This is a genomic window from Pseudomonas sp. FW305-E2, from assembly GCF_058782925.1.
On sequence record NZ_JBYSYE010000055.1, the window covers coordinates 1 to 24,429 of the forward strand.

Below are 24,429 nucleotides of genomic sequence, written 5' to 3' on the forward strand. Positions count from 1 at the left end.
CTTCCAGGGGGCGCTGGGGGGGGCGATCGGCCCTTGGCTGAAGGGGGTTGGCGGGCCGTATACAGAGGTCAATCCTGACACTGGCACCACCGAAACCTACATCGGCGACCCCAATATCACCGAAGCGGTAACCGGTAGCCCCTTCAATACCAACTTCGTGCGCATCGAAGGGCCCGCGGGCGCCATTCAGACCAACACGTTCACAGTGTCTGGCAAGGTGCTGGACCCGCGAGCACAAACCCCAGTCACGCTGGAGCGCGCCACCTACTCGCGCAACGGCAGCGGTACCCGCGTGGAAGTGTTCGCCAAGGCCCCGAGTGAGGCCAGCCTGTGTATGCGCAATGGCCTGGCACTGATCGGCACCCCGCCTTCGCCTTGTCAGTTCACCCTGACTTCGGACAACAACGGTTTGTTCTTCAGCCAGCAGTTCAACCAGTCGGTGCCGCCAGAGGTGGTGGTTGTCACCGCCAGCAACGCAGTCGGCGGCACCCAGCCGACTGCGCTCTCGAGCAAGCTCAGCGACGTGGTCAAAGTCAGCACCGCACGCTACGACTGGGCCAACAAACGTCTGTTGATCGAGGCCAGTTCCAGCGACGAAGTAGCGGTCCCCGACCTGCTCGCCCAGGGCTACGGCCGCCTGTCGAAATCGGGCACACTGCAAAGCATCACGGTCAACGACCTGGCGCAACCGCCCGCCACCGTTACGGTCAAGTCTGCCCGCGGCGGTAGTGATGTAGAGCCAGTGATCGTGGTCGGCAACGCCCCGGTCGAGGCCGCCAACCAGCCACCGCTCGCCCAGGCCGATGTCGGCAGCACCAGTGTCGGTGTACCGATCACACTTAACCTGCTGCTGAACGACAGCGACCCGGATGGCAACGTGCCGCTGACCATCAGCGACCTGACCCAACCCGGGACCGGCCTTGGCGGCGTCGTGATGAATGGCACCACCTCGGTTACCTACACGCCGCCGACCGGGGCCACACAACCGCTGGTAGCCAACTTCAGCTACCGGGCGGTGGATGCCAAGGGGCTGAAATCGGAACCGGCCACGGTCACGATCAACGTCGCACCTAACCAGGCACCGACTGCCAACCCGGAAACCGTCGCCACCTTGGGCGTGCCATTGACCATCAACGTACTGGCCAACGACACCGACCCAGAAGGCAACGTACCGCTGAGCGTGACCAACATCACCCAGCCGGCCACCGGCCGTGGCACGGTCAGCACCGACGGCACAACCGTCACCTATACCCCACCGGCCACTGTAACCACAGCCTTCACCACCACCTTCACCTACCAGGCACGTGACTCGCTGGGGGGGCTGTCCACCCCAGGTACGGTCACCGTCAACGTGTCGCCTCGGCCTGCCGCTGAAACCTTCGCCGTCACGGCAGCCACGGTCACGGCGCGCTCCAACAACCGTTACAACTGGGACATCAGTGGCACCTCGTCGGTGACCACCGGCAATACCGTAACCGTGCGGGTAACCACGACTACCGGCGTCCAGACCTTGGGTACGGCCACGGTAGCGCTGACCGGCCGCTGGCGCCTGGCGGTGAGCAATAGCACCACGATCATCCCGACTGCGGCACCGACGGCGACGATCACCACCAGCCAAGGCACCACGCGCACCGTCAACGTAGTCGTGCAGTAAAAGCCGGAGGCTTCGATGAAACGGCTGTACTCCCTGTTGCTCTGCCTGGCCCTGACGGGCCAGGCCTGCTGGGCAGAGGACCTGATGGACAATGCCGACCTCGCACCCGGCAACGACCTCGGTGAACCCGTGATCATCCGCCTGCTGCCGGCCGGTACCGGCCAGGTTGCGGTGATCGAGCAGCAAGGGTCAGGCAACCGCGCCGCCCTCGACCAGAACGGTCAGGCCCTGCTCGGCCGTATCGTCCAGTCCGGCGGTGCCCAGGAAGCGTACATCTTGCAGGAAGGCAGTGACCTGATGGCCATCATCCGCCAACAGGGAAATGGCAACAGCGCGTCGATTCGCCAGAGTGGCAGCAGCAACAACGCTGCCATCGAGCAGATCGGCAACGACAACAGCGCCAGCATCGTGCAGTCCGGCTCGGGGCTCAACAGCTCCGTGACCCAGGCTGGCAATGGCCAGCATGTTCAGATCACCCAATACCGATAGACCTGGAGGCACCACCATGTACAAGCTCGCTCCGTTAAGTGCCGCTATCGTCCTGGCCCTCGCAGGTCAGGCCATGGCAGCTGACAGCACCTCGTCCCAGACCCAGGACGGCAAGGAAAACATCGCCGAAGTCTCTCAGACCCAGGCATCCTTCGCCTCGGCCACCCAGAACCAGACTGGCAAGGGCCACAACCACCTCGCCGTGCAGACCGAAAGCACCAGCGATATTCAGCAGAGCGCCACCGGCCAGTACAACGCCGGCTACGCTGAGCAACTGTTCGAGAACGGCAGCCAGATTACCCAGCACGCCGGAGGCAGCTACAACGATGCCTTCGCCAGCCAGTCGATAGGGTCGAACAACGAATCGCTGCAAACCCAACAAGGCGTCGGCAATAAATCCACCGTGTGGCAGGACAGCCAGGAAGGCAGCAAAGCCACCAGCTGGCAATCCGGCCAGCGCAACGAGGCGTTCATCGAGCAGACCTTCGGTGGCAGCAACAACCGCAGCACCGTCAACCAGACCGGCCAGGACAACTACGCCACCGCCGAGCACCTGAACCATATCGATGGCGATATCCAGGTCTATCAGGATGGCCACGACAACTGGGCCTATGGCGACCAGCGTGAAGGCACGGGTGGCACCATTGCCATTGGCCAGTACGGGGGCGGCAACTCCGTGGAAGTGTGGCAGGACACACAGATCGGTAGCCAGGCCTCCGTGGTCCAGACCGGCCAGTCGAACGAAGGCTATATCGACCAGAGCTTCGGCGTCAGCAACAAGGTCAGCCTGTCGCAGCAAGGCAATGCCAACGCCAGTTGGTCGGACCAGTTCGAGACCAACAACTCGACCACCACCATTACCCAAACCGGCAACAACAACCTGCATTTCACCTATCAGAATGGTGAGAACCTCAACCTGACCATCAACACCCAAGGCAATGGCAACAGCATCACCGCCAGTAACTGGAAAGGCGCCAAGATGGGTGGCCAGTTCGGCACCAACCAGAACGCTACCATCAACCAGACGGGCAATGGCAACGGCGTCAATCTGACCCAGAAGGGCGCTGACCAGCAGGCCACGCTGAGCCAGACGGGTACAGGCAACCAGATGTCGACCAAGCAGGATGACGTCAGCAACGAGCTGTACTTCGAACAGAACGGCACTGACAACATTCTGATCGCCGACCAGCGTGGTACCGACAACTATGCCTACGGCAGCAGCCAGGGCACCGGCAACACCATCACGCTCGACCAGTCCGGCTATAGCAACCAGAGCTACACCAACCAACTCTACGGAAGCGGAAACGAAGCCACCATCAAACAGACCGACAGCATCAACGTCGCCTACGTGACCCAGGGAGGCCAAAGCAACAAGGCGTTCGTCGACCAAAGTGGTGTCGCCCAATCCGCCACCATCACCCAGCTGGGCAGCGCGAACCTGGCCACTGTGACCCAGCAGTAAACCGCTCCCCCTTGAACCGCGGTGCTTCTCTCCCTGGTGCCGCGGTTCCTTTTTCTGTTATCCCGCCCTCTGCAATCGTTCGATCCGGCCGGCGTGTGCAATCCCTTGACGTGTATCTGTCGGGTACAATGGCAAACCGCTCGAAGATGTGCAGCCGCATGATCCAGTCCGACCTCGACCTGTTCGGCCCCCAGCCGCAACGCCTGGCCAGCCACACTGTGCTGCTGCCCGGCTTCGCCCTGGCCGAAACCGAGGCGCTGCTCGATGCCCTGCGTCCGGTGCTGCGTGCTGCGCCGTTCCGGCACATGTACACCCCAGGAGGCCTGCGCATGGCAGTGGGCCTGACCAACTGCGGTACGCTGGGGTGGGTGAGTGATCACCATGGCTACCGGTACAGCCCCAGCGACCCACTCAGTGGCCAGCCCTGGCCCGCCCTGCCCCCGGTTCTGCTCGCCTTGGCCTCCCGCGCGGCAGCCATGGCCGGGTTTGACGGGTTCGTGCCGGATGCCTGCCTGGTCAACCATTACCTGCCAGGCACACGCCTGAGTCTGCACCAGGACCGCGACGAGCAGGATTTCGGCCAGCCGATCGTGTCGGTGTCGCTGGGCTTACCGGCGGTGTTCCTGTTCGGCGGCCTGCAGCGTGCCGACAAGGCTCAGCGCATTGCGCTGAGCCACGGCGATGTGCTCGTCTGGGGCGGCGAAGACCGCTTGCGCTTCCACGGCGTGCTACCGATCAAACCTGGTGTGCATCCGCGCCTGGGCGAACGGCGGATCAACCTGACCTTGCGCAAGGCGGGTGCCTGAACAGGGGCCGTCATCTGCCACCCCGCGCAAAACAAGATGAACGCACATGAAACACATTGAACATCTTGGCCAGGCAAGCTTCGAATGATAAGCCGCCTTTCTTTTGTCTGGAGCCTGCCATGCCCAACACGCCTGGTTCTTCGAGCCGTTGCAACGGAGCCATGTACCGATGAAGATGCCTGGCCGCGCACCCAATGCTTCGCTGCAGCTCGATTACGTACGCGACACCCTGTTCGGCCCGGTGGCGCAACGGGTGGAATGCCAATGCCAACTCGCCGCCCTCAACCTGCAGGGTCGCCCAGGGCTGCGCCTGCACGTTTGCCCCCCACTGCCTGACAAGATCGACCGAGCTCACAGTGTGGCCTTCGTCTGGGATGGGCGGAGTTACCACGGCGTGGTTCGCGAGAAGGGAAAGTGCGGCGACGGTGGCCTGAACCTGCTGTTGGAACTGCAATAAGCCGATCAACGGCGGCCATCCAGGCTGAACTGGCTAAGAGCCGCGTGTCTCCATAGCAAAAGGGCTTTTGCCTACCGGAGAACGCTATGAACAGTCCGTTATTCAAGCTCTTCACCCACCCCGCCGACGCCTGGCTGGACATCCGCCGGGCCGAGGAAGACAACCCACAGCAATACCTGCCACGCCTGCTAGCCCTGGCGCTGATACCCGCCGTGTGCCTCTTCGTCGGCACTACGACCTTCGGCTGGAGCTTGGCGGCCGAGGAGCGGGTACGCCTTAGCATCGGCAGCGCCGCGCAATTGGCAGGCCTGCTGTATACCACCACTGTGATAGGTGTGATGCTGATGGGCGTGATGATCCGCTGGATGTCACGAGGGTTCAATACACAGCCCAGCCTGAACCAATGCATCGGTTTTGCCGCCTATTGCGCTACGCCTTGGTTCTTTGCCGGAGTGGTTGGTCTGATGCCAATTCGTTGGCTCGCCTTTGCCGCGCTGATGGCTGCCTCTGTGTATGCCAGCGTGTTGCTATATGGCGGGTTGCAGACCTTCATGCGGCTGAAGAAAGAGCAGGCGTTATTGTTTGCAACGTGCGTTTGGGGGGTAGGATTGCTGCTGCTGGTGACCATCCTGGTGGCAATGATCCTGTTCTGGTTCAACGGCCTGATGCCGGAATACGTACGCCCGGCCAGCCTGGACTGACCGGGGCACGACAGGCGCGTTCAGGCGATCGCCTTGAGTGGCGCCGGGTGGTTGTCACGCAGCGCATGCAGCTGGTCCACCAGGTTGACCAGGTCACGGCAACTGTTGAGGTTTTGCAGCGCGACCCCGCTGAGGGTCACGCCCTGATCGAGATCCTGGCCCTGACCCAGGCGGATGGTCAGGTGGGCGCCGTCCGGGCAGCTGACTTCACAGCGGTCTGGCAAGCAGGCCTGCTCGATCAGTTGCCGCATTTCTAGTATCGAAACGCCTATCAACGACATGGTACGACCCTCTCTGTGGGATGGCCTGTTGTTTGGGAGTACGCCTTTGTCGGGCGGGGCGCCAATTGATATTGCGCATGCTCGGCCAGCTGTCCATGCGCCCGGGCAATGAGCTTGCGGGGGATCCTTTAGCACCTTAGTGGAAGATTCTCCGCGTGGGCCGAGTGTTCGACTGCATTAGCAGACTTGACGACGAGTGGTTCTGGTCAGCAACGCGATGACCAATGTGCAGCCGGGTGGCCGTGGGAAGATGGCCTGCCAGCGACAGGGCCGGGACAGGCCACACGATCAGCAGGATCAGTGCGCGGCACCTCCCCTCCCATCCTGCATCTGCCCAAACCGCCCAGCATGGAAATCATCGAACGACTCGGCAATCTCCGCCTGGCTGTTCATCACGAACGGGCCGTAGCCGACGATCGGCTCATCGATTGGCTCACCGCTGAGCAGCAGCACACTTGCGTTGTCCAGCGCCTCGACAGCTACGTCTACACCCTCCCGGTCGAGCAGCACCAGGCTCGACGGGCCTGCTTCGCGCTCGCTATTGATTCGAACGTTACCACGCAACACCACCAGCGCCGCATTGCGACCGGCAGCAACCGGCAACTGCAAGGCCGCGCCGGCGTTGAGCCGCAAATCCCACACGTCCATCGTGGTGAAGGTTCTGGCCGGCCCGTGGTGGCCATGGTAGTCACCGGCAATCACGCGCAAGCGCCCGGCATCACCGTCAAGCGCTACCACCGGAATGTCGCCGGCCAGCAGCGTCTGGTAGCCAGCCGCTGCACGCTTGTTCCGCGCCGGCAAGTTCACCCACAGCTGGACCATTTCCAGGGTGCCGCCACTGCGTGCAAATTCCGGGGAATGAAACTCTTCATGAATGATCCCGTTGGCAGCCGTCATCCACTGCACGTCACCTGGGCCGATCAAGCCGCCAGCACCGGTTGAATCACGGTGCTCCAGTTCACCTTGGTAGACGATGGTCACGGTCTCGAAGCCGCGATGCGGATGCTGGCCTACGCCGCGTCGTGCTTGGGTCGGGGCGAAATCGTGCGGGCCGGCGTAATCCAGCAGCAGGAACGGGCTGATCCGGCTGGCCAGGTTGTCGTAGGTGAACAGGCTGCGCACCGGGAAACCATCCCCCACCCAATGGGCGTGAGGGCTGCGGTGAATACCCAGAATCTTTTTCATGAGAAGGCTCCTCTCTTGGCTGAGATAACCTTATCAATGATGCCAATCACGCGGTAGCTGGCTAAAATGGCATGCATCGTCCCACGTGCGGAACAATCAACCCTGCAAGAAATCGAGCACCTGCTCCGCCGCCATGGCCGGGTCTTCCTGCATGAAACAGTGCCCACCAGGAACTTGCCGTGCGGTCACATTGCGGTTTAGCAGCGCCAGGCGGTTTACCGAACGTGGCACAAAGGGATAGGTGTCTTCGCCATACAACACCCGTGTCGGCGTCCTGATTGCAGTCAGGCTGGCCCACATGCGTTTAGGGAACGAGCTGAAGATCTCCACCTCACGGCTGGGCCGGCACTTGAGCACCACGGCCTCGCCACACTCACCGATGGCATGCTCGACATAGGCCTGCAGCGCCGCATGGGTCCAGCCTTTGAAGATGCCGCGCCCTTGCAGCGAGGCCAACGCCGACTCGCGATCGGGCCAGTGGCTGCGGCGGCTGGCAGCCTTGCGGGCCAGGGCGTGGCGCTGATGCAGGCCAACCAGGGCGGCCGCCCCCATCACGCCGATCATGCGTCGGCTGAACAGTACCGGGTCGAGCAGCACGGCACGTGCGAACAGTTGCGGCTCACTGCCCAGGATCAGCCCCGTAAGCACGCCACCAAAGCTGTGCCCTACGGCAAACCGCTGTACGTCGCCATACTCGCCACGTCCGCCCTGAAAGGCCTCCACCGCCAAGGCAGCGGTGCGGTTCCAGCCGCGAAACACCCCACCATGGTCACTGTCCCCATGGCCCTGAACGTCGCAAAGCCACAGGTCGAAATGCTCGCCCAGGCGCATCAGCAACGGTTGGTAGGCCAGGCAACAGAAGCCGTTGCCATGCAGGAAGTGCAGCAGCGGTTTGCCACTGGCCGGGGTTCGCCAGCCACGCAGGGTGAAACCTTCGGCGCATTCGTGGGACCAGGGAATCAACTGCATCGGCTTACTGTACTCTCGGGGTCAGGAAAACGCTGATTCTACAAACAGCAGCGGGTACAGTGAAATCACCAGCAACAGGGCCATCACGACATTGAACAGCATCAGCCAGCGCGAATTTTGCAACAGGTTGCGCAGGGCGCTACCGAACATCACCCATACCCCCACGCTGGGCAAATTGACCAACGCGAACAAGGCCGCAATGACGATCACGTTGGTTACATAGCCTTGCGCTGGCGTGTAGGTGGTAATCGCCCCTACCGCCATCACCCAAGCCTTGGGGTTGACCCACTGGAACGCCGCCGCCCCCCAGAAGCCCAGCGGTTTGCGGGCACTGGACGCGGCCGTGCCGACCGGCCCGGAAGTGGCGATCTTCCAGGCCAGGTACAGCAGATAGGCGGCGCCGGCGTAGCGCAGCACCGTGTACAGGGGTGGCCAGGCCTTGAATACCTCACCCAGCCCCAGGCCGACGGCCAGCACCATCAGCATGAAACCAAAACTGATACCCAAGGCGTGAGGGACCGAGCGGCGCACGCCGAAGTTCACCCCCGAGGCCAGCAACATGGTGTTGTTGGGGCCCGGGGTGATGGAAGACACGAAGGCAAACAGCACAAAGGCGGTCAGCAGGTCGGCAGAGGCAAGCATGGCGGGCATTCCACTTTCTTTATGGGTGCTGTCACACTAACGGAGCGCCACTCCCAGCAACCGGTACAGTTTTATTAAATTACGCAGATACACATCACTGTACCGACAATCCGGATCAAGGAAGCCGTCACCATGAGCCTCACCATTCGCCCTGCCGTTCGTACCGATGCCGAGCAGATCCTCACCTTCATCACCGAACTGGCCGAGTACGAACGCGCGCGCCACGAGGTGGTCGCCACCCTTGCCGACATCGAGCACAGCCTGTTCGACGAAGGCAGCACTGTGCACACCCTGATGTGCGAGCGTGATGGCCGTGCAATTGGCTTTGCCGTGTACTTCTACAGCTACTCGACCTGGCTCGGGCGCAATGGCATCTATCTGGAAGACCTGTACGTAACCCCCGAGCAACGCGGCGATGGCGCCGGCCGGCAGTTGTTGCAGCACATTGCCCGCGAAGCGCTGGCGAACAACTGCGGGCGCCTGGAATGGAGCGTGCTGGACTGGAACGAGCCAGCGATCGGCTTCTACCAGAAGCTGGGGGCCCAGGCGCAGGATGAGTGGGTACGCTACCGCCTGGATGGCGACAAGCTGGCGGCATTCGCCCGCGGGTGATCGCCCGGTTTTTGCACTTCTGCCTGCTGGAAGAACACGGCAGGCCTGAGCCTGTCATACCTGCTGTTCGGAAGGCTCGCGCGCTGTATGACATTGACGCCAAGCCCGCCCCATGCTCTCCTTATGCCTCGCGTTCAGGTGCCCCTCAGGGGGTGAAACGGGAAACCGGTGCGTCCCAGGCCCTTCAGCAGGGCTGGACAATGCCGGTGCTGCCCCCGCAACGGTAAGCGAGTGAAGCGTCTGTACCACTGTGCCTCGTAGTACGGCATGGGAAGGTGACGCGTTCCAGGAGCCCAGCTCTTCCTCGCAAGCCCGGAGACCGGCCTGGCGTTCATGAACACCCCGCGGTGGGCGGGCGCTGTTGCATTCCCTTGGGCGACCACGTCCGGGGCTGCCGCGCTCGCCCATTGCCCACAAAAAGCAGAGGATCGCGTCATGCCCGTCACCAGCGCCAAACAACACAGCCTTGCTACCCCCGTTACCCTCAGCCAGCGTGTAATCATCGCCGTCGGTGCCAGCTTGCTGGGTTTGTGCCTGGTGTACTTTGCCGGGTTCTCGCACATTGAGGCTGTGCACAACGCCGCCCACGACACCCGCCACAGCGCCGCCTTCCCCTGCCACTGAGTACGCCTGATGATCACGCGCATTGCCCGTACTGCGGGTTTCAGCGGGCTTCTTGCAGCCCTGTTGCTGACCTTGCTGCAAAGCTTCTGGGTTGCCCCGCTGATTCTGGAGGCGGAAACCTACGAGTCCTCGGCCCCGGCCGCACACCACGAACACGGTAGCGAAGTGGCCGCTCATGAACACAGCGCCGAAGCCTGGTCGCCGGAAGACGGCTGGCAGCGCGTGCTGTCCACCACAGGCGGCAACCTGGTGGTCGCAGTCGGCTTCGCCCTGATCCTCGCCGCCCTGTACAGCCTTCGCGAGCCCAAACGCGCTGCCAGTGGCGCATTGTGGGGGTTGGCTGGCTTCGCCGTGTTCTGCCTGGCTCCCACCTTGGGCTTGCCACCAGAACTGCCGGGGACTGCGGCCGCCGACCTGGGGCAACGCCAAACCTGGTGGGTTGGTACAGCCAGTGCCACAGCGCTGGGCCTGGCCTTGCTGGTGTTCGCCCGCCACTGGCTGCTGAAGGCACTGGGCGCCGTGCTGCTGGTCATTCCCCATGTAATCGGTGCACCGCAACCCGAGGTGCACGAAAGCCTGGCCCCTGAAGCATTGGAAACCCAGTTCAAAGTCGCCTCCTGGCTGACCAACGCCGCCTTCTGGCTGGCCTTGGGCCTGCTCAGCGCCTGGCTGTTCCGCCGTTCCAGCCAGGCTTGATGCCTGCCTTCTATGCCGGTTTTGGCTGCCGCCGGGGTTGCCCGGCAGATGCCTTGCAACGCTTGCTGCGCCAGGCCCTGGACAATCAGGGGCTGGCGCTGGCCGACCTGCGCGGCATCGCAAGCATCAGCCTGAAGGCCGACGAGCCCGGCTTGCAGCAATTGGCAGAACGCCTCGGTTTGCCCTTGGTGCTGTACCATGGCGCGCAACTGCAACCCTATGAACCACTGCTCAGCCACCGTTCCGCCGCTGCCCACCAGCACAGTGGCTGTTGGGGCGTAGCCGAGAGCGCGGCACTGGCCCTGGCCAGCCAGCGGCAGGGTACGGCCAGGCTGCTGCTGACGCGCCAGGTACTGGGCCCGGCGACGCTCGCCCTGGCCTGCTGAGCGTTTCGTACCCTCTTTTTTGCCAGGACTTTGCATGACCATCTACTTTATCGGTGCCGGCCCCGGCGACCCGGAGCTGATCACGGTCAAGGGCCAACGGCTGATTCGTCAGTGCCCGGTGATCATTTATGCCGGTTCACTGGTACCCGCCGCCGTGCTCGAAGGCCACCAGGCCGAAACCGTGATCAACAGCGCCGAACTGCATCTGGAACAGATCATCGCTGCCATGCGCAGCGCACACGAAAAAGGTCAGGATGTGGCCCGGGTGCACAGCGGCGACCCCAGCCTGTACGGCGCCATCGGTGAACAGATTCGCCACCTGCAGGCGCTGGGCATCGATTACCAGATCATCCCCGGCGTTACCGCCACGGCAGCGAGTGCCGCCCTGCTCGGCTGCGAGCTGACCTTGCCTCAAGTGGCGCAGACCGTGATCCTCACCCGCTATGGCGACAGCTCGCCCATGCCGCCGGGTGAGCAGTTAGGCGACCTGGCGCGCCATGGCAGCACCCTGGCAATTCATCTGGGGGTCAAGCACCTGTCGCGCATTGTCGCTGAGTTGATGCCGCACTACGGCGCGTACTGCCCGGTTGCGGTGGTGCATCGGGCCACCTGGCCAGACCAGGATTGGGTGCGCGGCAACCTCGGTGATATCGTCGAACGCGTAGCGGCCAAGGATTTCCGGCGCACGGCGCTGATCCTGGTAGGCCACGTACTGGGGGATACACCGTTCGCCGAATCGGCCTTGTACCGTGCCGGGCATGCCCACCTGTACCGCCCTGGCGACTGAACATTGCCAGCCTTGCCTCGGGCGTAGCAGACTCCGGGTTCCCGCCTGCGAACAGGAGCCATGCCCATGCTGGAATTACGCCCCAACTGCGAGTGCTGTGATGCCGATCTGCCGGGTGACAGCCCCGACGTTATGATCTGCTCCTTCGAATGCACGTTCTGCCGTGCCTGTGCCGAAACCCGCTTCCAAGGCCGCTGCCCAAATTGTACCGGGCAGTTGGTAGCCCGCCCGACGCGAGTCGGCCAGGCATTGGCCAACAACCCTGCCTCCACACTGCGTCTACACAAACCGCACGCTGCCTGCGCCTGAACAACTGCAAAGAAGCGGCATCACCGCTTTCTCAGGGTGATGTCTTTCCTGTTTCTTGTAGGACTTTTCAACAAAAAGCACTGGGGTTTTCAACACTTCTATACTCGGCATTACCAAACTTCGGGAATGGTCGTATCGTGCAGCGCTTCCGATAACCCCACTTGCAGACGTATTCCTGAGTGTTCCAGGAAGCGGACCACATCCCTACAGGAGTTTTCCTCATGACAACCGTGCTGATCGTCGACGACCACCCTATTGTCCGGCTGTCCCTGCGCCTACTGCTCGAACGCGAGCGCTTCCATGTCATCGGCGAGGTCGGCAACGGCAGTGAAGTGGCTCAGGTAGCCCGTGAACTGCGCCCTGACGTAGTCATTCTCGACATCGGCCTGCCTGGCCTGGACGGCATGGAAGTCATCAAGCGATTGCAGAGCCTGGAGCCGGTACCGAAGATCATGGTGCTGACCGGCCAGGCCACTGACCTGTATGTACGCCGCTGCCTGGATGCCGGGATAGGTGCCTTCGTCACCAAGGAAGAGGACCACGAGGCCCTGCTGTTCGCCCTCAAGGCCCTGACCAAAGGTTATTCGACCTTTCCGCAAATGTCGGTCAACAGCAACTCGCTGGAGAGCGAGCCAGTGCGCCTGGCCAGTCTCTCCAACCGAGAAATGGAAGTGCTGCGGCGCCTTGCGCGCGGCGAGAACAACAAGAACATCGGCACGTGCATGAACCTCAGCGCCAAGACCATCAGCACCTACCGGGGCCGTATCATGGAAAAGCTCAAGACTGAGTCTCTCGTGGAAATGGTCGACCTGGCCAAGCGCAACAGCGTCTATTGAGCGCTCGGCTACCATGAAACTGTTGCTGGCGAGCGTCCTTCTGGCTATCAGTCTGGCCAACTCCACGGTGCTGCAGGCCAGCAGCGAACCACGCCATCTGCTGGCGCGCTCAATCAGTGCCGCTGCCCCACTGACGTTATCCGGCGATGATCGCCACTGGCTGAAAAATCGCCAACGCCTGATACTGGGTAGCGCGCGCCCCGACTACCCCCCGTTCGAAATCAATGTCAGTCAGCATGACTATGAGGGGTTAAGCGCAGACTACGCCGGCATCATCGGCGAACAGCTTGACATACCCATTGAAGTACGCCGTTTTGACAGCCGTCACGAGGCCATCACTGCCCTGCGTGATGGCCATATCGACTTGCTAGGTAGCTCCAACGCCTTCGAAGCGGCAGACGCCCAGCTTAGCCTGAGCACCCCCTATGCCGACGACCTGCCAGTGATCGTCACCCGTGAGGGGCACAGCTTGAAAAGCACGCCCGACCTCGCCGGCCTGCGCCTGGCGATGGTCGATCACTACCTGCCGGCCGTCAGCGTTCGCACCCTGTACCCAAAGGCGCAACTGAGCCTGTACCGCTCAACCCTGGCCGGGCTCGCTGCTGTGGTGCTGGGCGAGGCAGACGCCTATCTGGGCGATGCGATCAGCACCGACTACATGATCGGCAAAAGTTTTCAGGGCACGTTGAAAATCGACCATTTCTCCCAACTGGCTCCAGAGGCTTTTGCCTTCGCCATAGCCAGCGACAACCCGCGCCTGCATCGGCTGGTGGACAAGGCGCTGTCACGCATAAGCGAAAGTGAACGCCTGAACATTCTGCGCCGCTGGAGCAGTGGTAACACCAGCCTGCTGCTGCAGCGCCACCTCACTGCCTTGAGCGAAGAAGAAGAAGCCTGGATCACCGCCCACCCCACTATCAGCGTACTGGTCAATACCTCGCTGGCACCTTTGACGTTCAACGATGCTCAGCACCGCCCTAGCGGTATCACCCTGGACCTGCTCAAGCAGATCTCGCTGCGCACTGGGCTGCAGTTCACACCCGTCGAGAGTGCTTCATCGCAGGCCATGATCGACCGCCTGGTGCACGGCGAGGCACAGATGATCGGGGCGCTGGGCTATGGTGCCGACCGCTTGAAGCAACTGCGCTACACCCGCCCCTACCTGGTCAGCCCGCGCGTGCTTATCACCCGCAACGACGGTGAATCACCTGCACAGGCCAAGGCCCTGGATGGCAAGCGCATCGCCTTGGTGCGCGGCTCACCGCAGCAGGCCGTTTTGCAACAGCGATACCCGCAGGCCGAGATCGTCGAAGTTGACAACCCCCTGGGCCAGATGGAGGCCGTGGCCAACGGTGTTGCCGACGTGGCCCTGAGCAGCCATATCAATGCGGCCTATTACATCAGCCATGTGTTCAAGGACCGTTTGCGCATTGCCAGCGTGCTCGACGACGCCCCGGCCATTGCCGCCTTTGCCGTAGCCGCCGACCAGCCACAGCTGCAGGCCATTCTCGACAAGGCGCTGCTAAGCATTCCACCTGAAGAACTGGACCAGTTGATCAACCGCTGGCGCACCAGCACACTGGTGAGCGACAGCCCATGGCGCGACTACCGCACCCTGGCTTTGCAGGTGCTGGTGCTGTCGGCCCTGCTGCTGGCCGGGGTGGTGTTCTGGAACAGCTACCTGCGCAAGCTGATCAACCAGCGAACCGAGGCACAGCACGCACTGCAGGCACAGCTCGCGCTGAGCCGTGGGCTGCTGGAACAGTTACGCCAGGCCAAAGACGATGCCGAACAGGCCAGCCAGACCAAAAGCACCTTCCTGGCCACCATGAGCCATGAGATTCGTACGCCGATGAATGCGGTGATCGGTCTGCTGGAACTGGCCCTGGAAGATAGCCGCAGCGGCCGCAGCGACGCCCAGACCTTGCAGACCGCCCATGATTCGGCCATTGGCCTGCTAGAGCTGATTGGCGATATTCTCGACATTTCCCGCATCGAATCCGGCCATATCAGCCTGCAACCGGTGCCTACCAATCTGGTCGAACTGGTGCGCGCCACGCTGCGTGTGTTCGAAGGCAATGCCCGGGCCAAAGGGTTGCATCTGCAGGGCGAGCTGCCTGCAGAGCCGGTATGGGTGCTGGCTGACCCACTGCGACTCAAGCAAATTCTGTCCAACCTGATCAGCAACGCCATCAAGTTCACCGACCGTGGTGAAGTGCAGGCATGCCTGCTGCTGCCCAAAGTTGCCGGCCACGGCGTTCTGGCCATCGAGCTGAATGTGCGTGACACCGGCATCGGCATCAGCCCCGCCGACCAGGCCAGGCTGTTCAGTGCCTTCGTTCAGGTCGATGGCCCAAGGGCACGTCAAGGGGCAGGCCTGGGGTTGGTCATCAGCCGTACCCTGGCCGAGCTGATGGGCGGCGCCCTGAGTCTTCAGAGCGTCGAGGGCGTTGGTACCCGGGTACAAGTCAGCCTGCGGTTACCCGTCTGCGAAGCACCGGCACAAGCGGACCCTCAACTCACGACACATGAAAGCAACAGCGGCCCGCTCAATATTCTGGTGGTCGACGACTACCCAGCCAACCTGCTATTGCTGGAACGGCAACTGCAAACCCTGGGCCACCATGTGACACTGGCGGAGAATGGCGAGATCGCCCTTGCACGCTGGCAGGAAGCGCGCTTCGACCTGGTGATCACCGATTGCAGCATGCCGGTCATGGACGGGCATGAACTCACCCGGCGCATTCGTAGCCTGGAGGGCGAACGCGGCCTGCCAGCAGGCCGTATTCTTGGTGTGACCGCCAACGCCCAGGCCGAAGAGCGTACTCGCTGCCTGGCCAGCGGCATGGACGAATGCCTGTTCAAGCCGATTGGTCTGCGTACGCTCAAGACCCATCTGCCCCAGTTGCGCCCTCAACAGCCGTCGCCGGAGCCTTTCCATAGTGGGTTCGACCTGGCCGAATTGCGCCACCTGACCCAGGACGACGAACAGTTGACGCGGCATTTGCTGGAGCAATTGTCGATAAGCGTCGGTGAAGACCTGGCCGCCCTGCGTGCCTTGGCAACAGACGCCCCTGATGAAACCGTGCGCGCCCTCGCCCACCGCATCAAGGGTGGCGCCAAAATGATCAGGGTGCGCACTGTGGTCAAAGACTGTGAGGCTATCGAACGCGCCCACGCAAAAGGGCTGTCGACCGTCGAACAGCGTGCGCAACTGCAACTCAGCCTACAGGCACTGCTTGACGAGATGCGCGAGGCGCTCAATGCAATTGCAGCGTCGAGGTTATCTGGCTGATGGCATCCACGACGTGCCGTGAGCCTTGCTGGATTTCCATGATCACCGTCCCCGCCTCATTGGCCAGCGCCACGCCGTGACCGGTGCGGTTGAGGCTCGATTGCATGCTGGCCACTGCCAATAGCGACAGGTCGTGGTTCTGCCGCACCACATCGACGATTTCCAGGGTGGCCTTGCTGGTTCGCGCGGCCAGGTTGCGCACCTCATCGGCCACCACGGCAAAGCCTCGCCCGTGCTCGCCGGCACGCGCGGCCTCGATGGCTGCATTAAGGGCCAACAGGTTGGTCTGGTCGGCAATGCCCCGAATGGTCAGCACAATCTGCCCGATCACATCCGATTGCTTGTTTACCGCATCGATGCTGCGCGCTGCGTCGTTAAGCTCCTGGGAAATCTGCTCGATTACCTGCACGGTCTGCTGCACCACTTCGGTACCCTTGCGAGCGCAGGCATCGGTCTGCACCGAACTGGCATGGGCGGCATGGGCGGCGCTTTGCTGGGTGCAGACCTGATGGGTGATGTCGCTGGCAAACTTGACCACTTTGCACAGGCGGCCCTTGCTGTCGAAGATCGGGTTGTAGGAGGCCTCCAGGAAAACAGTCTGGCCTTGCTTGTTGACGCGTTCGAAGCGGTGCGAGTGGTATTCGCCACGGTTCAGCGAAGCCCAGAACTCCCGGTACTGGGCCGATTCGCGTTCATGCGCCAGGCAGAACAGCCCGTGATGGCGGCCAACCACTTCATCAAGGCGGTAGCCCATGGTGTCGAGAAAATTCTGATTGGCCTTGATCACCCGGCCTTGCGGGGTGAATTCGATCACCGCCATGGAGCGGCTGATGGCCTTGAGCAGGCTTTCGCTCTCGTGCTCCAGCACCACCCGCTGGGTAATGTCCGATGCCACCTTAATTACGCTGGTGACTTGCCGGTGCTCGTCCAGCACGGGCATGTAGCTGGCTTCCAGCCAGACCTCGCGCCCCGCCTTGTCGATGCGCTCGAACGTACCGCTGATTGCCTTGCCCTGCCCCAACTCGCGCCACAGTTGCTGGTATTCGGCGCTTTTTGCATAGTCCGGCTCACAGAACAGCCTGTGGTGCTTGCCTCGCAGTTCGTCGGCGCTGTTGTAGCCCATGGCCTGGCAGAAGCGCTCGTTGGCGTCGAGGATAGTGCCATCAGGGGCGAACTCGATCATTGCCATGGAACGGCCGATAGCGGCCAGTTTGGCTTGCGCATTGGCCAACGCCTGGCGGCTGCGCTGGATTTCTGCCAAATCAGACTTGCGGTGGAAATCGAACATGACGCGGGGCTCCCTATGCGCGGTTTTCTGAGCATAGATCGCCGCTGGCAAGTCGTGGCATCGACAGCGCCTGTAGGAGCGGGTTCACCCGCGAACACCGGCACAGCCGGTGCCATGCCCCGCATCACCTGCTTCGCAGGTAAACCCGCTGCACCTTCGTTTCGGGCCAATCATTCCTGTGGGATTCGCGCGCGAACGCCTTGGCGGACGCTCTCAGGAGCTCTCGCGCACCATCAGCTCAAAGCCCAGATCCTGCTGCGCATTCGTCACCCGCTTGCCATCCAGCAACGCCAGCAGCGCCTGTGCCGCGCCCCGCCCCACCGCAGCCCGTGGTGTGCGAATGGAGGTCAGCCGCGGCACCATATGCGCCGACGCAGGCAAATCGTTGAAACCGACCATCGCCACCTGGCGTGGCACCTCCACCCCTTGACGCAAGGCCTGCAGCACCGCGCCCTGAGCCAGGTCGTCGTTACAGAAGAAGATACCGTCGACATCCGGCGCCTGCTGCATCAGCTGGCTGAACAGCACACTGCCCAGGGCAATCGACGATGGCTCCGGGGCCAATACCTCCAGCTCCGCAGCCTGCAAACCAGCCTCTGCCAAAGCCTGACGGAAACCCTCGGCACGCTGCATCACCCTCGGGTCCAGCTGCGCGGCAATGAATGCAAGGCGCTTGCGCCCGCGCTCGATCAGGTGCCGTGCAGCAGCACGCCCGGCCTGATGCTGCGAGAAGCCGACTGACAAAGCCCCTGGCTCACCATTGAGTTCCATCATGTGCACACACGGCACGCCGCTGGCAGCCAGCATCTGCCGCGCAGCATCGCTACGCTCGAAGCCGGTCAGCAAAATACCGCAGGGCTGATAGGCCAGGTAATTGCGGATCAGGTTCTCTTCTTCGGCAAGGTCGTAGTGATAGTTGCCGATCAGCACCTCTAGCCCACGAGGGCGCATGACCTCGTGAATGGCCTCCAGGGTGTCGATGAACAGTTGGTTGGACAACGACGGGATCAACACCACCACTGACTGGCTGCGTGCTGAGGCCAGCGCCCGCGCCGCCGGGTTGGCCACATAGCCAAGGTTCGCCGCTGCGGCGATGACCTTTTCCACCAGGTCAGGCGCAACCGTGCTGACCCCGCGCAAGGCGCGCGAAGCGGTAATCGGGGAGACCCCGGAAAGCCTGGCAACTTCAGCCAGGGTGGGACGACCTGTAGTTCGGGAGCCGGTGCGGGACATGAATGTTGTAATTTTACTACTTGCAAGGAGAGGGAACGGCCACTAAGGTAGCGCTGTCTCAGGATGCAGGCAATGTAATCTTTGGTAGCAGCCACTACGCGCTTGCCACCAGGCGTCCATACTGCGTAAGGACAAGACCAATAACACCGGGGAGACGGCTGTTCGTCCAAGGCGAGACAGCGCTACCTCACCCGCAGGAGGTACTGATGAATTCTCCCCTGTCCGCCATTGTGGTGATGGGCGTGGCCGGTTGCGGCAAAAGCTGCATCGGCGCTGCCATCGCTGCCAGAAGCGGCGGCCGCCTGATCGAAGGCGACGCTTTCCACCCTGCCGAAAACATCCGCAAGATGAGCGCTGGCATACCGCTGGACGACAGCGATCGTGCCGGCTGGCTGGTCCGCCTTGGTGAAGAGTTGCAAGCCACCACCCAGGCCGGTGAACGCCCGATCCTGACCTGCTCGGCACTCAAGCGCCGCTACCGCGACACCCTGCGCGATGCCATGCCCGGGCTGGTGTTCGTGTTCCTCGAACTGTCGCCTGCCGAGGCCGAAAAACGCGTGCTGGCTCGCCCAGGGCACTTCATGCCGGCCAGCCTCATCGACAGCCAGTTCGCGGCCCTAGAATCGCCACGCGGCGAGCCATTGACGCTGGCACTGGACGCCACCCAACCGATCGAAGCACTGGCCGAAGCGGTGGACCACTGGCTAAAGCGCTGCGGTGAGCCGGGCCTGGCGCAAACCGCCTGACCTCGGCGGCTTTTCCGTCTCACCAAAGACAGCGCTACCCCACCCCGTAAACGCGGCAAAGACTCCAAAAAGCTACGCCCAAAACAACGATAAGACCGAGGCCTTCAAACCATGTTCGGACTGGCTACTGATACCTTCCTGCTGCTCGACGCGCTGGTTACCATCGTCGGGCTGATCCTGCTGATCACACACTTCAAGGTTCACCCCTTCGTCGCCCTCACCCTCGCGGCCGGCTTCCTGGGCCTGACTTCCGGCATGCCGGTGGCCAAGGTCATGAAATCGTTCCAGGACGGTTTTGGCGGCGTACTCGGCTTCGTCGGTATCGTGCTCGCCCTGGGCACCATGCTCGGCAAGCTGATGGCCGACTCCGGTGGTGCCGACCAGATCGCGCAAACCCTCATTCGCGCCTTCGGCAAGAAGAACGTGCATTGGGCGATGATGTTCGCCGCCTTCCTGGTGGGCATCCCGCTGTTCTTCGAAATCGGCTTTGTGCTGCTGATTCCCCTGGTGTTCATCGTCGCCCGGCGCTCGGGCGTCTCGTTGGTGAAAATCGGCATTCCGCTGCTGGCCGGCCTGTCGGTGGTGCACGGTCTGGTGCCACCACACCCGGGCCCCTTGCTGGCGATCGGCATTTTCCACGCTGACATTGGCAAGACCATCTTCTACGGCCTGATCGTCGCACTGCCCACCGCGATCATCGCCGGCCCTCTGTTCGGTAACTTCATTTCCCGCTACATCCCGGGCAACCCGTCCCAGGAGTTGATGGACCAGATCGCCAAGGAGTCCGATCAGGGCAACCTGCCAAGCTTCAGCATCACCCTGATCACCGTACTGCTGCCGGTCGCGTTGATGCTGCTGAAAACGTTCGCCGACGTGGTGCTGCCGGCCGAGCACATCGTGCGCCAGTGGATGGACCTGATCGGTCACCCGATCACCGCCCTGCTCGCCGCCCTGCTACTGGCCTTCTACACCTTCGGCTCGGCCCGCGGCTTCAACCGCCAGCAGATCATGAAGATGCTCGACCAGAGCCTGGCACCGACTGCCGCCATCGTGCTGATCGTCGGCGCTGGCGGTGGCTTCAAGCAAATGCTGGTGGACACCGGCGTAGGCAACGTGATCGGGCAGATGGCTGTGCAGGCAGAAATTTCGCCGATCATGCTGGCATGGCTGGTGGCGGCGGTGATTCGCATCGCGACCGGCTCCGCCACGGTCGCCACCATCACCGGCGCGGGTATCGTGGCGCCGGTGATCGACCTGGTGCCGGGGGTGAACCGTGAGCTATTGGTACTGGCCACCGGTGCCGGCTCGCTGATCCTGTCGCATGTGAACGACGCCGGCTTCTGGCTGGTGAAGCAGTACTTCAACATGACCGTGGCAGAAACCTTCAAGACCTGGAGCATGATGGAGACGATCCTGTCCATCGTCGGCATCATTTTCATCATGTTGCTGTCGCTGGTGGTGTGACCGTTGATCGGGGTAATGGCACCTTGACGTTCCGGGTAAGGCCGAAGAGAAGTATGAGCCTTACCCGTATAGCAAAGGAGCCTGCCATGCCCCGCTCAATCATCCTGTCGATTGCCCTGCTCGCCTCGCCGCTGGCCTTTGCTGTCGGCACCGGTCCGACCTACCCCGACGACCCGCACAATACGGCGCCACAGCCAGGCGTGGACAGCACCCTCAACCCGATCGAGAAGCCTTTGCCGCGGGACACCGACCCGCGCATACAGGGCAACGAACCGCAAAGCCCGCCGGCGCAGCAGAATGACAACCGCGATCTGCCGGGAATGGATGGCAGTGGATCGGAAGGTACCGGCCGGCAAGGAGAAGGCAGCTCGGGCACAGGTAACCCCTGACGACACGGCCTGTACTACCACTGACGCTTGTCAGGCCGGGTCAGCCCCAACTTCTCGATCCGGTAACGCAGCATATCCCGCGACAACCCAAGCATCCGCGCCGACTTGGTCACGTTCCAGTCGGTGCGGTCCAGGGTCTTGCAGACAAGGTCACGCTCCATGTCAGGCAGGCTTGTACCCGGCTCTGGCTCGTGCCGCGGCATTTCGAACATGGCCGCCATCGGCTGTTGCGCCAACGGCTCGTCAACCAAGGTCATGCACAGGTTCAACTGATGCGCCTGGACCACCTCGTTCGGCGCCAGCAACACGGTCTGCTCCAGCATGTTGCGCAATTCACGCACATTGCCAGGCCAGCTATAACCGAGCATCAGGCTTTCGGCCTCGGCGGAAAAGCGCAGGTTCGGCTTGCCGTAACGCCGGCTATGGTGGGCAAGGAAATGCCGCGCCAGTAGCAGAATGTCCTGCCCGCGTGAATACAGGCGCGGCACCTTCAGGGCGATAATGCGAAGCCGGAAGAACAGGTCACGCCTGAATTTGCCCTGCTGCACCATTTGCTCCAGGTTACAGTTGGTGGCGCTGATCACCCGCAGATCCACCTTGCGTTCCTTCACCGCACCAATCCGGCGGATGCTGCGGTCCTCCAGCAACTTGAGCAGCTTGGCCTGCAGCACCAGGTCCATTTCGCCGATCTCGTCAAGGAACAGGGTGCCGCCATCGGCAGCCTCCACCAGCCCCACCCGGCGCTCCTTGGCATCGGTGAACGCGCCCTTCTCGTGGCCAAACAGTTCAGCCTCAAGCAGGTTGGCAGGGATCGAAGCGCAATTGAACTCGATGAACGGCCCTTTACTGCGCGAACCATCAAAATGCAGGGCACGGGCCACCAGTTCCTTGCCCGTACCGGTCTCGCCTTCGATCAGCACCGGTGGCAGGTCGTCACTGGCCATGCGCCGCTCGGCATCGAGCACCTGGCGCAGGGTGTGCTTGAGGGTGAGCATCACCGGCGACTCGCCGATCAATGCCTGCAACCCGGACTTCTGCGCCTCACGCTCCTGGTAGAATGACAGTGTGCGCTCCATACGCTCGGTAGCCAGGGCCTTGTCCAGGGTCAGTTTGAGCTCGGCCAGTACTACCGGCTTGGTCAGGTAATGAAAGGCGCCCTCCTTCATCGCCTGCACGGCATCTTCGACATTGCCGTAGCCGGTCATCATGATCACTTTAAGGTCCGGCGCGCGGGCCACCAGCGTCCGCAGCAGGTCGTGCCCGCTCATGCCTGGCAACGAGTTGTCGGTCAGCACCGCGTCAGGTTGCGCCCGCTTGATCTGCTCCAGCGCCAGCTCCGCGCTGTGGCACACGATGACTTCGTAGCCCTTGAGGCTGAGGTAGGTGCGAATGTTGTCGGCAAGGATTTCATCATCCTCGACGACCAGGATGCTGTGCTCCATGTTCCCCTCCCGCTGCAATATTGAATGTAAGGCTGACGCGGGTTCCTTCCTCTTCGCGGCTGCTCAGGCTGACCGAGCCGCCAAAACGTTCCATGATGCGTTTGACCAGGGCCAGGCCTACACCGAGGCCACCCTGTTTGGTCGTGAAGAACGGTTTGAACACCATCCGTTCCTGCTGTTGGCTCATGCCTTTGCCCGTGTCTGTCAGCACGAACTCGGCACGCTGGCCTTCTTGCACATTGACCTGGGCATTGAGCATCCCGCCCGCGGGCATGGCCTCCAGGGCGTTGGAAAACAGGCTGTTGAGAATTTGCGTAAGCTGTAGCGGCTGGCTGACCACCCACTGCACATCAGGCCCTTCGAAATGAAAGCGCACGCCGTTGCGTTCGATCTGCTGGGCGAAGGCCAGGTGGGTGTCCTCGATGGCCGCCACCAAGTCCACGGCCTCGGGTTCGTCACTGGCCGGGCGTAGCGACACCAGCAGGTCGCGCACCCAGCGCGACATGCGGTCGACCTGGCTGATGATGTCAGTGATGTTCTTCTGCGCAGCAGGGTTGGCTGTTTCCTGGGCAAGTTCGGCGCTGGAGCGAATGTTGGCCAGCGGGTTACGCATGCTGTGAGCCACGGCCGACGACATTTCTCCCAGCGCCACGTAGGTTTCGCTTGCCACCAGCCGCTCCTGCTGCAGATGCAGCATGCGCGCCGCACGGCGCACGATCCAGAACAGGCCGAAGTAAATCAACGCCCCACCCACCAGTGTCGAGGCCCAGATCAGCACATAGCCACGCTGGATGCGCCGAATGAGGTCCTGCGGCTCCTTGTAGATTTCCACCATGGCCAATACCTGCTCACCCTGGCTGTCGAACAGCGGGATGTAGTTCTCGATGAACAGGTAACGCGGTGCGCGCTGGAACTTCTGCTCTTCGCGATCCTCGGCGGCCTTGTGATAACTGGCCGACACCGCCTTGCGCGAGCGGAAGGCGCGCTCAAGATCGCCATCAACTTCTATCTGCTTGCCAATCAGCTCTACGTTGGTGGACCAGACAATGGTGCGGTCGCGGGCATAGACGTTGGCCAGCAAAGTGTCCGGCAGGTGCTCGACATGATCGAGGAACTCGACGCGGGTCGATTCGGCCAAGGCCGGGGTGAACTGCAAGTGCTGCAGGTCCAGCCGCGGGTCCAGCAATTCGCCCATGGTGGTGCCAGGCGGCAATTGCGAATGACGCACTTCAGCCTGGGCCATTGCCTGAATGAACTGCGCGGTGAGCATGGCATCGCGCTGCACGCTGTCGCGCACCACGAAGCGCGTCGAAACGTAACCCAGCCCACCTGCCACCGCGGTAATGATCAACAGGCTGATCACCGAAAACCAGCGCAGCAGGTTGAATTCACGCAAGGGTACGGCCCGTCCGCTGGCGGTCGCATTGGCCTTGTCGGGCGCTTCGTCTTCCAGCATCTGCATCGCGTGGTTCCCGCGCAGGGCGTACGTTCAGAACTGCATCAAGGCCAATGGCAGCAGCCACTGGGTAGCAATCCACCTGGGCAGTCGCAGCTGCCATTTGTCGCGTGTCGCGCTTCACAAACTTCGCTGCAAAAACTTGGCCAGCAAGACCATACCAAATTAAAAACTTTATTTTTCAGTAGGTTGCAAAAACTTATCAAGAATAATTATAGGA

At 62.2% G+C, this 24,429-nt stretch carries 26 protein-coding genes, 1 pseudogene and 1 riboswitch; of the genes and pseudogenes, 18 read left to right on the top strand and 9 right to left on the bottom strand.

Translation table 11 applies throughout. The annotated features are described in order from the left end of the window. The 6 genes from AC3WLP_RS25185 to AC3WLP_RS25210 all read left to right on the top strand — a co-directional run. Window positions 1–1,654: cadherin-like domain-containing protein (locus tag AC3WLP_RS25185; RefSeq protein ID WP_103340296.1), on the top strand; the 1,654-nt coding region annotated here is incomplete at its 5' end. Window positions 1,655–1,669: 15 nt separating this feature from the next. Continuing rightward, window positions 1,670–2,143 carry a curlin gene (locus AC3WLP_RS25190; protein ID WP_012052205.1) on the top strand — a complete coding sequence of 158 codons (474 nt, stop codon included), beginning with the start codon at window positions 1,670–1,672 and terminating at the stop codon, window positions 2,141–2,143. Between the two features lie 16 nt (window positions 2,144–2,159). After that, entirely contained in the window at window positions 2,160–3,605 is a 1,446-nt protein-coding gene (locus AC3WLP_RS25195) for a curlin (RefSeq protein WP_088512678.1), read from the top strand. A 158-nt stretch (window positions 3,606–3,763) separates the two neighbouring features. Next, the gene (alkB, locus tag AC3WLP_RS25200; protein WP_041168593.1) at window positions 3,764–4,411 is read left to right on the top strand and encodes a DNA oxidative demethylase AlkB; all 648 of its coding nucleotides are present in this window, start codon (window positions 3,764–3,766) and stop codon (window positions 4,409–4,411) included. Between the two features lie 169 nt (window positions 4,412–4,580). Beyond that, window positions 4,581–4,868 (top strand): hypothetical protein, encoded by a 288-nt coding sequence (locus tag AC3WLP_RS25205; protein ID WP_003253801.1) that lies wholly within the window; start codon window positions 4,581–4,583, stop codon window positions 4,866–4,868. An 86-nt stretch (window positions 4,869–4,954) separates the two neighbouring features. Next, a complete protein-coding gene (locus AC3WLP_RS25210; RefSeq protein ID WP_012052202.1) occupies window positions 4,955–5,569 on the top strand; it encodes a Yip1 family protein in 615 nt (204 codons plus the stop codon). Between the two features lie 20 nt (window positions 5,570–5,589). Here the strand turns inward: AC3WLP_RS25210 and AC3WLP_RS25215 are convergent, their stop codons facing one another. The 4 genes from AC3WLP_RS25215 to AC3WLP_RS25230 form a co-directional block, all read right to left on the bottom strand. Beyond that, a complete protein-coding gene (locus AC3WLP_RS25215; RefSeq protein WP_012052201.1) occupies window positions 5,590–5,850 on the bottom strand; it encodes a DUF1652 domain-containing protein in 261 nt (86 codons plus the stop codon). Window positions 5,851–6,147: 297 nt separating this feature from the next. Beyond that, complete coding sequence (locus AC3WLP_RS25220) at window positions 6,148–7,035, bottom strand: pirin family protein (protein WP_088512679.1); 888 nt, start codon at window positions 7,033–7,035, stop codon at window positions 6,148–6,150. A gap of 96 nt (window positions 7,036–7,131) precedes the next feature. Further along, complete coding sequence (locus AC3WLP_RS25225; protein WP_012052199.1) at window positions 7,132–8,004, bottom strand: alpha/beta fold hydrolase; 873 nt, start codon at window positions 8,002–8,004, stop codon at window positions 7,132–7,134. Window positions 8,005–8,025: 21 nt separating this feature from the next. Continuing rightward, on the bottom strand, window positions 8,026–8,655 hold the full coding sequence (locus AC3WLP_RS25230) for a LysE family translocator (RefSeq protein WP_178085927.1): 630 nt from the start codon (window positions 8,653–8,655) through the stop codon (window positions 8,026–8,028). Between the two features lie 123 nt (window positions 8,656–8,778). On the opposite strand from AC3WLP_RS25230, the gene AC3WLP_RS25235 reads away from it, so the two are divergent. From AC3WLP_RS25235 to AC3WLP_RS25270, 8 genes are all read left to right on the top strand, one after another. Continuing rightward, complete coding sequence (locus AC3WLP_RS25235; protein ID WP_012052197.1) at window positions 8,779–9,258, top strand: GNAT family N-acetyltransferase; 480 nt, start codon at window positions 8,779–8,781, stop codon at window positions 9,256–9,258. Window positions 9,259–9,377: 119 nt separating this feature from the next. Continuing rightward, window positions 9,378–9,600: riboswitch (cobalamin riboswitch) on the top strand. A gap of 93 nt (window positions 9,601–9,693) precedes the next feature. Then, window positions 9,694–9,882, top strand: a complete 189-nt coding sequence (locus tag AC3WLP_RS25240; RefSeq protein ID WP_003253813.1) for a CbtB domain-containing protein — start codon at window positions 9,694–9,696, stop codon at window positions 9,880–9,882. A 9-nt stretch (window positions 9,883–9,891) separates the two neighbouring features. Beyond that, on the top strand, window positions 9,892–10,578 hold the full coding sequence (locus AC3WLP_RS25245; RefSeq protein ID WP_012052196.1) for a CbtA family protein: 687 nt from the start codon (window positions 9,892–9,894) through the stop codon (window positions 10,576–10,578). Beyond that, a complete protein-coding gene (locus AC3WLP_RS25250) occupies window positions 10,578–10,964 on the top strand; it encodes a cobalamin biosynthesis protein (protein ID WP_003253817.1) in 387 nt (128 codons plus the stop codon). Before AC3WLP_RS25245 ends, AC3WLP_RS25250 begins: the two co-directional genes overlap by 1 nt. A gap of 34 nt (window positions 10,965–10,998) precedes the next feature. Then, window positions 10,999–11,751 (top strand): precorrin-4 C(11)-methyltransferase, encoded by a 753-nt coding sequence (gene cobM, locus AC3WLP_RS25255; RefSeq protein ID WP_088512680.1) that lies wholly within the window; start codon window positions 10,999–11,001, stop codon window positions 11,749–11,751. A gap of 66 nt (window positions 11,752–11,817) precedes the next feature. Then, window positions 11,818–12,060, top strand: coding sequence for a DUF1272 domain-containing protein (locus AC3WLP_RS25260; RefSeq protein ID WP_012052194.1), 243 nt, complete (start codon window positions 11,818–11,820; stop codon window positions 12,058–12,060). A gap of 221 nt (window positions 12,061–12,281) precedes the next feature. Further along, window positions 12,282–12,896: a response regulator transcription factor gene (locus AC3WLP_RS25265; protein WP_003253824.1), complete on the top strand. Its 615-nt coding sequence runs from the start codon at window positions 12,282–12,284 to the stop codon at window positions 12,894–12,896. A 13-nt stretch (window positions 12,897–12,909) separates the two neighbouring features. Next, window positions 12,910–16,191: a transporter substrate-binding domain-containing protein gene (locus AC3WLP_RS25270; protein WP_088512681.1), complete on the top strand. Its 3,282-nt coding sequence runs from the start codon at window positions 12,910–12,912 to the stop codon at window positions 16,189–16,191. Here AC3WLP_RS25270 and AC3WLP_RS25275 read toward each other — a convergent pair. The 3 genes and pseudogenes from AC3WLP_RS25275 to gnuR form a co-directional block, all read right to left on the bottom strand. Beyond that, window positions 16,157–16,651, bottom strand: a complete 495-nt coding sequence (locus AC3WLP_RS25275) for a methyl-accepting chemotaxis protein (RefSeq protein WP_371919718.1) — start codon at window positions 16,649–16,651, stop codon at window positions 16,157–16,159. The two genes, AC3WLP_RS25270 and AC3WLP_RS25275, sit on opposite strands and share 35 nt — an antisense overlap. Before the next feature lie 42 nt (window positions 16,652–16,693). Beyond that, window positions 16,694–17,479: pseudogene (locus tag AC3WLP_RS25280) on the bottom strand (PAS domain-containing protein); the annotation flags it as partial. Window positions 17,480–17,692: 213 nt separating this feature from the next. Continuing rightward, window positions 17,693–18,712: a transcriptional regulator GnuR gene (gene gnuR / locus AC3WLP_RS25285; protein WP_012052191.1), complete on the bottom strand. Its 1,020-nt coding sequence runs from the start codon at window positions 18,710–18,712 to the stop codon at window positions 17,693–17,695. Window positions 18,713–18,918: 206 nt separating this feature from the next. Between gnuR and AC3WLP_RS25290 the strand changes: the two genes are divergently transcribed. The 3 genes from AC3WLP_RS25290 to AC3WLP_RS25300 all read left to right on the top strand — a co-directional run bounded on the left by AC3WLP_RS25290 (window position 18,919) and on the right by AC3WLP_RS25300 (window position 21,311). Then, complete coding sequence (locus AC3WLP_RS25290; RefSeq protein ID WP_003253831.1) at window positions 18,919–19,458, top strand: gluconokinase; 540 nt, start codon at window positions 18,919–18,921, stop codon at window positions 19,456–19,458. A gap of 111 nt (window positions 19,459–19,569) precedes the next feature. After that, window positions 19,570–20,922, top strand: coding sequence for a GntP family permease (locus tag AC3WLP_RS25295; protein WP_003253832.1), 1,353 nt, complete (start codon window positions 19,570–19,572; stop codon window positions 20,920–20,922). Window positions 20,923–21,008: 86 nt separating this feature from the next. Next, window positions 21,009–21,311, top strand: a complete 303-nt coding sequence (locus tag AC3WLP_RS25300) for a hypothetical protein (protein WP_012052189.1) — start codon at window positions 21,009–21,011, stop codon at window positions 21,309–21,311. Window positions 21,312–21,325: 14 nt separating this feature from the next. Here the strand turns inward: AC3WLP_RS25300 and AC3WLP_RS25305 are convergent, their stop codons facing one another. Then, window positions 21,326–22,753, bottom strand: a complete 1,428-nt coding sequence (locus AC3WLP_RS25305; RefSeq protein ID WP_017148317.1) for a sigma-54-dependent transcriptional regulator — start codon at window positions 22,751–22,753, stop codon at window positions 21,326–21,328. Beyond that, on the bottom strand, window positions 22,722–24,215 hold the full coding sequence (locus AC3WLP_RS25310) for a sensor histidine kinase (RefSeq protein WP_012052187.1): 1,494 nt from the start codon (window positions 24,213–24,215) through the stop codon (window positions 22,722–22,724). The genes AC3WLP_RS25305 and AC3WLP_RS25310 overlap by 32 nt, the downstream gene beginning before the upstream one ends. A 3-nt stretch (window positions 24,216–24,218) precedes the next feature. Between AC3WLP_RS25310 and AC3WLP_RS25315 the strand changes: the two genes are divergently transcribed. Beyond that, the coding region (locus tag AC3WLP_RS25315) for a hypothetical protein (protein ID WP_103340300.1) at window positions 24,219–24,429 on the top strand (211 nt) is incomplete at its 3' end.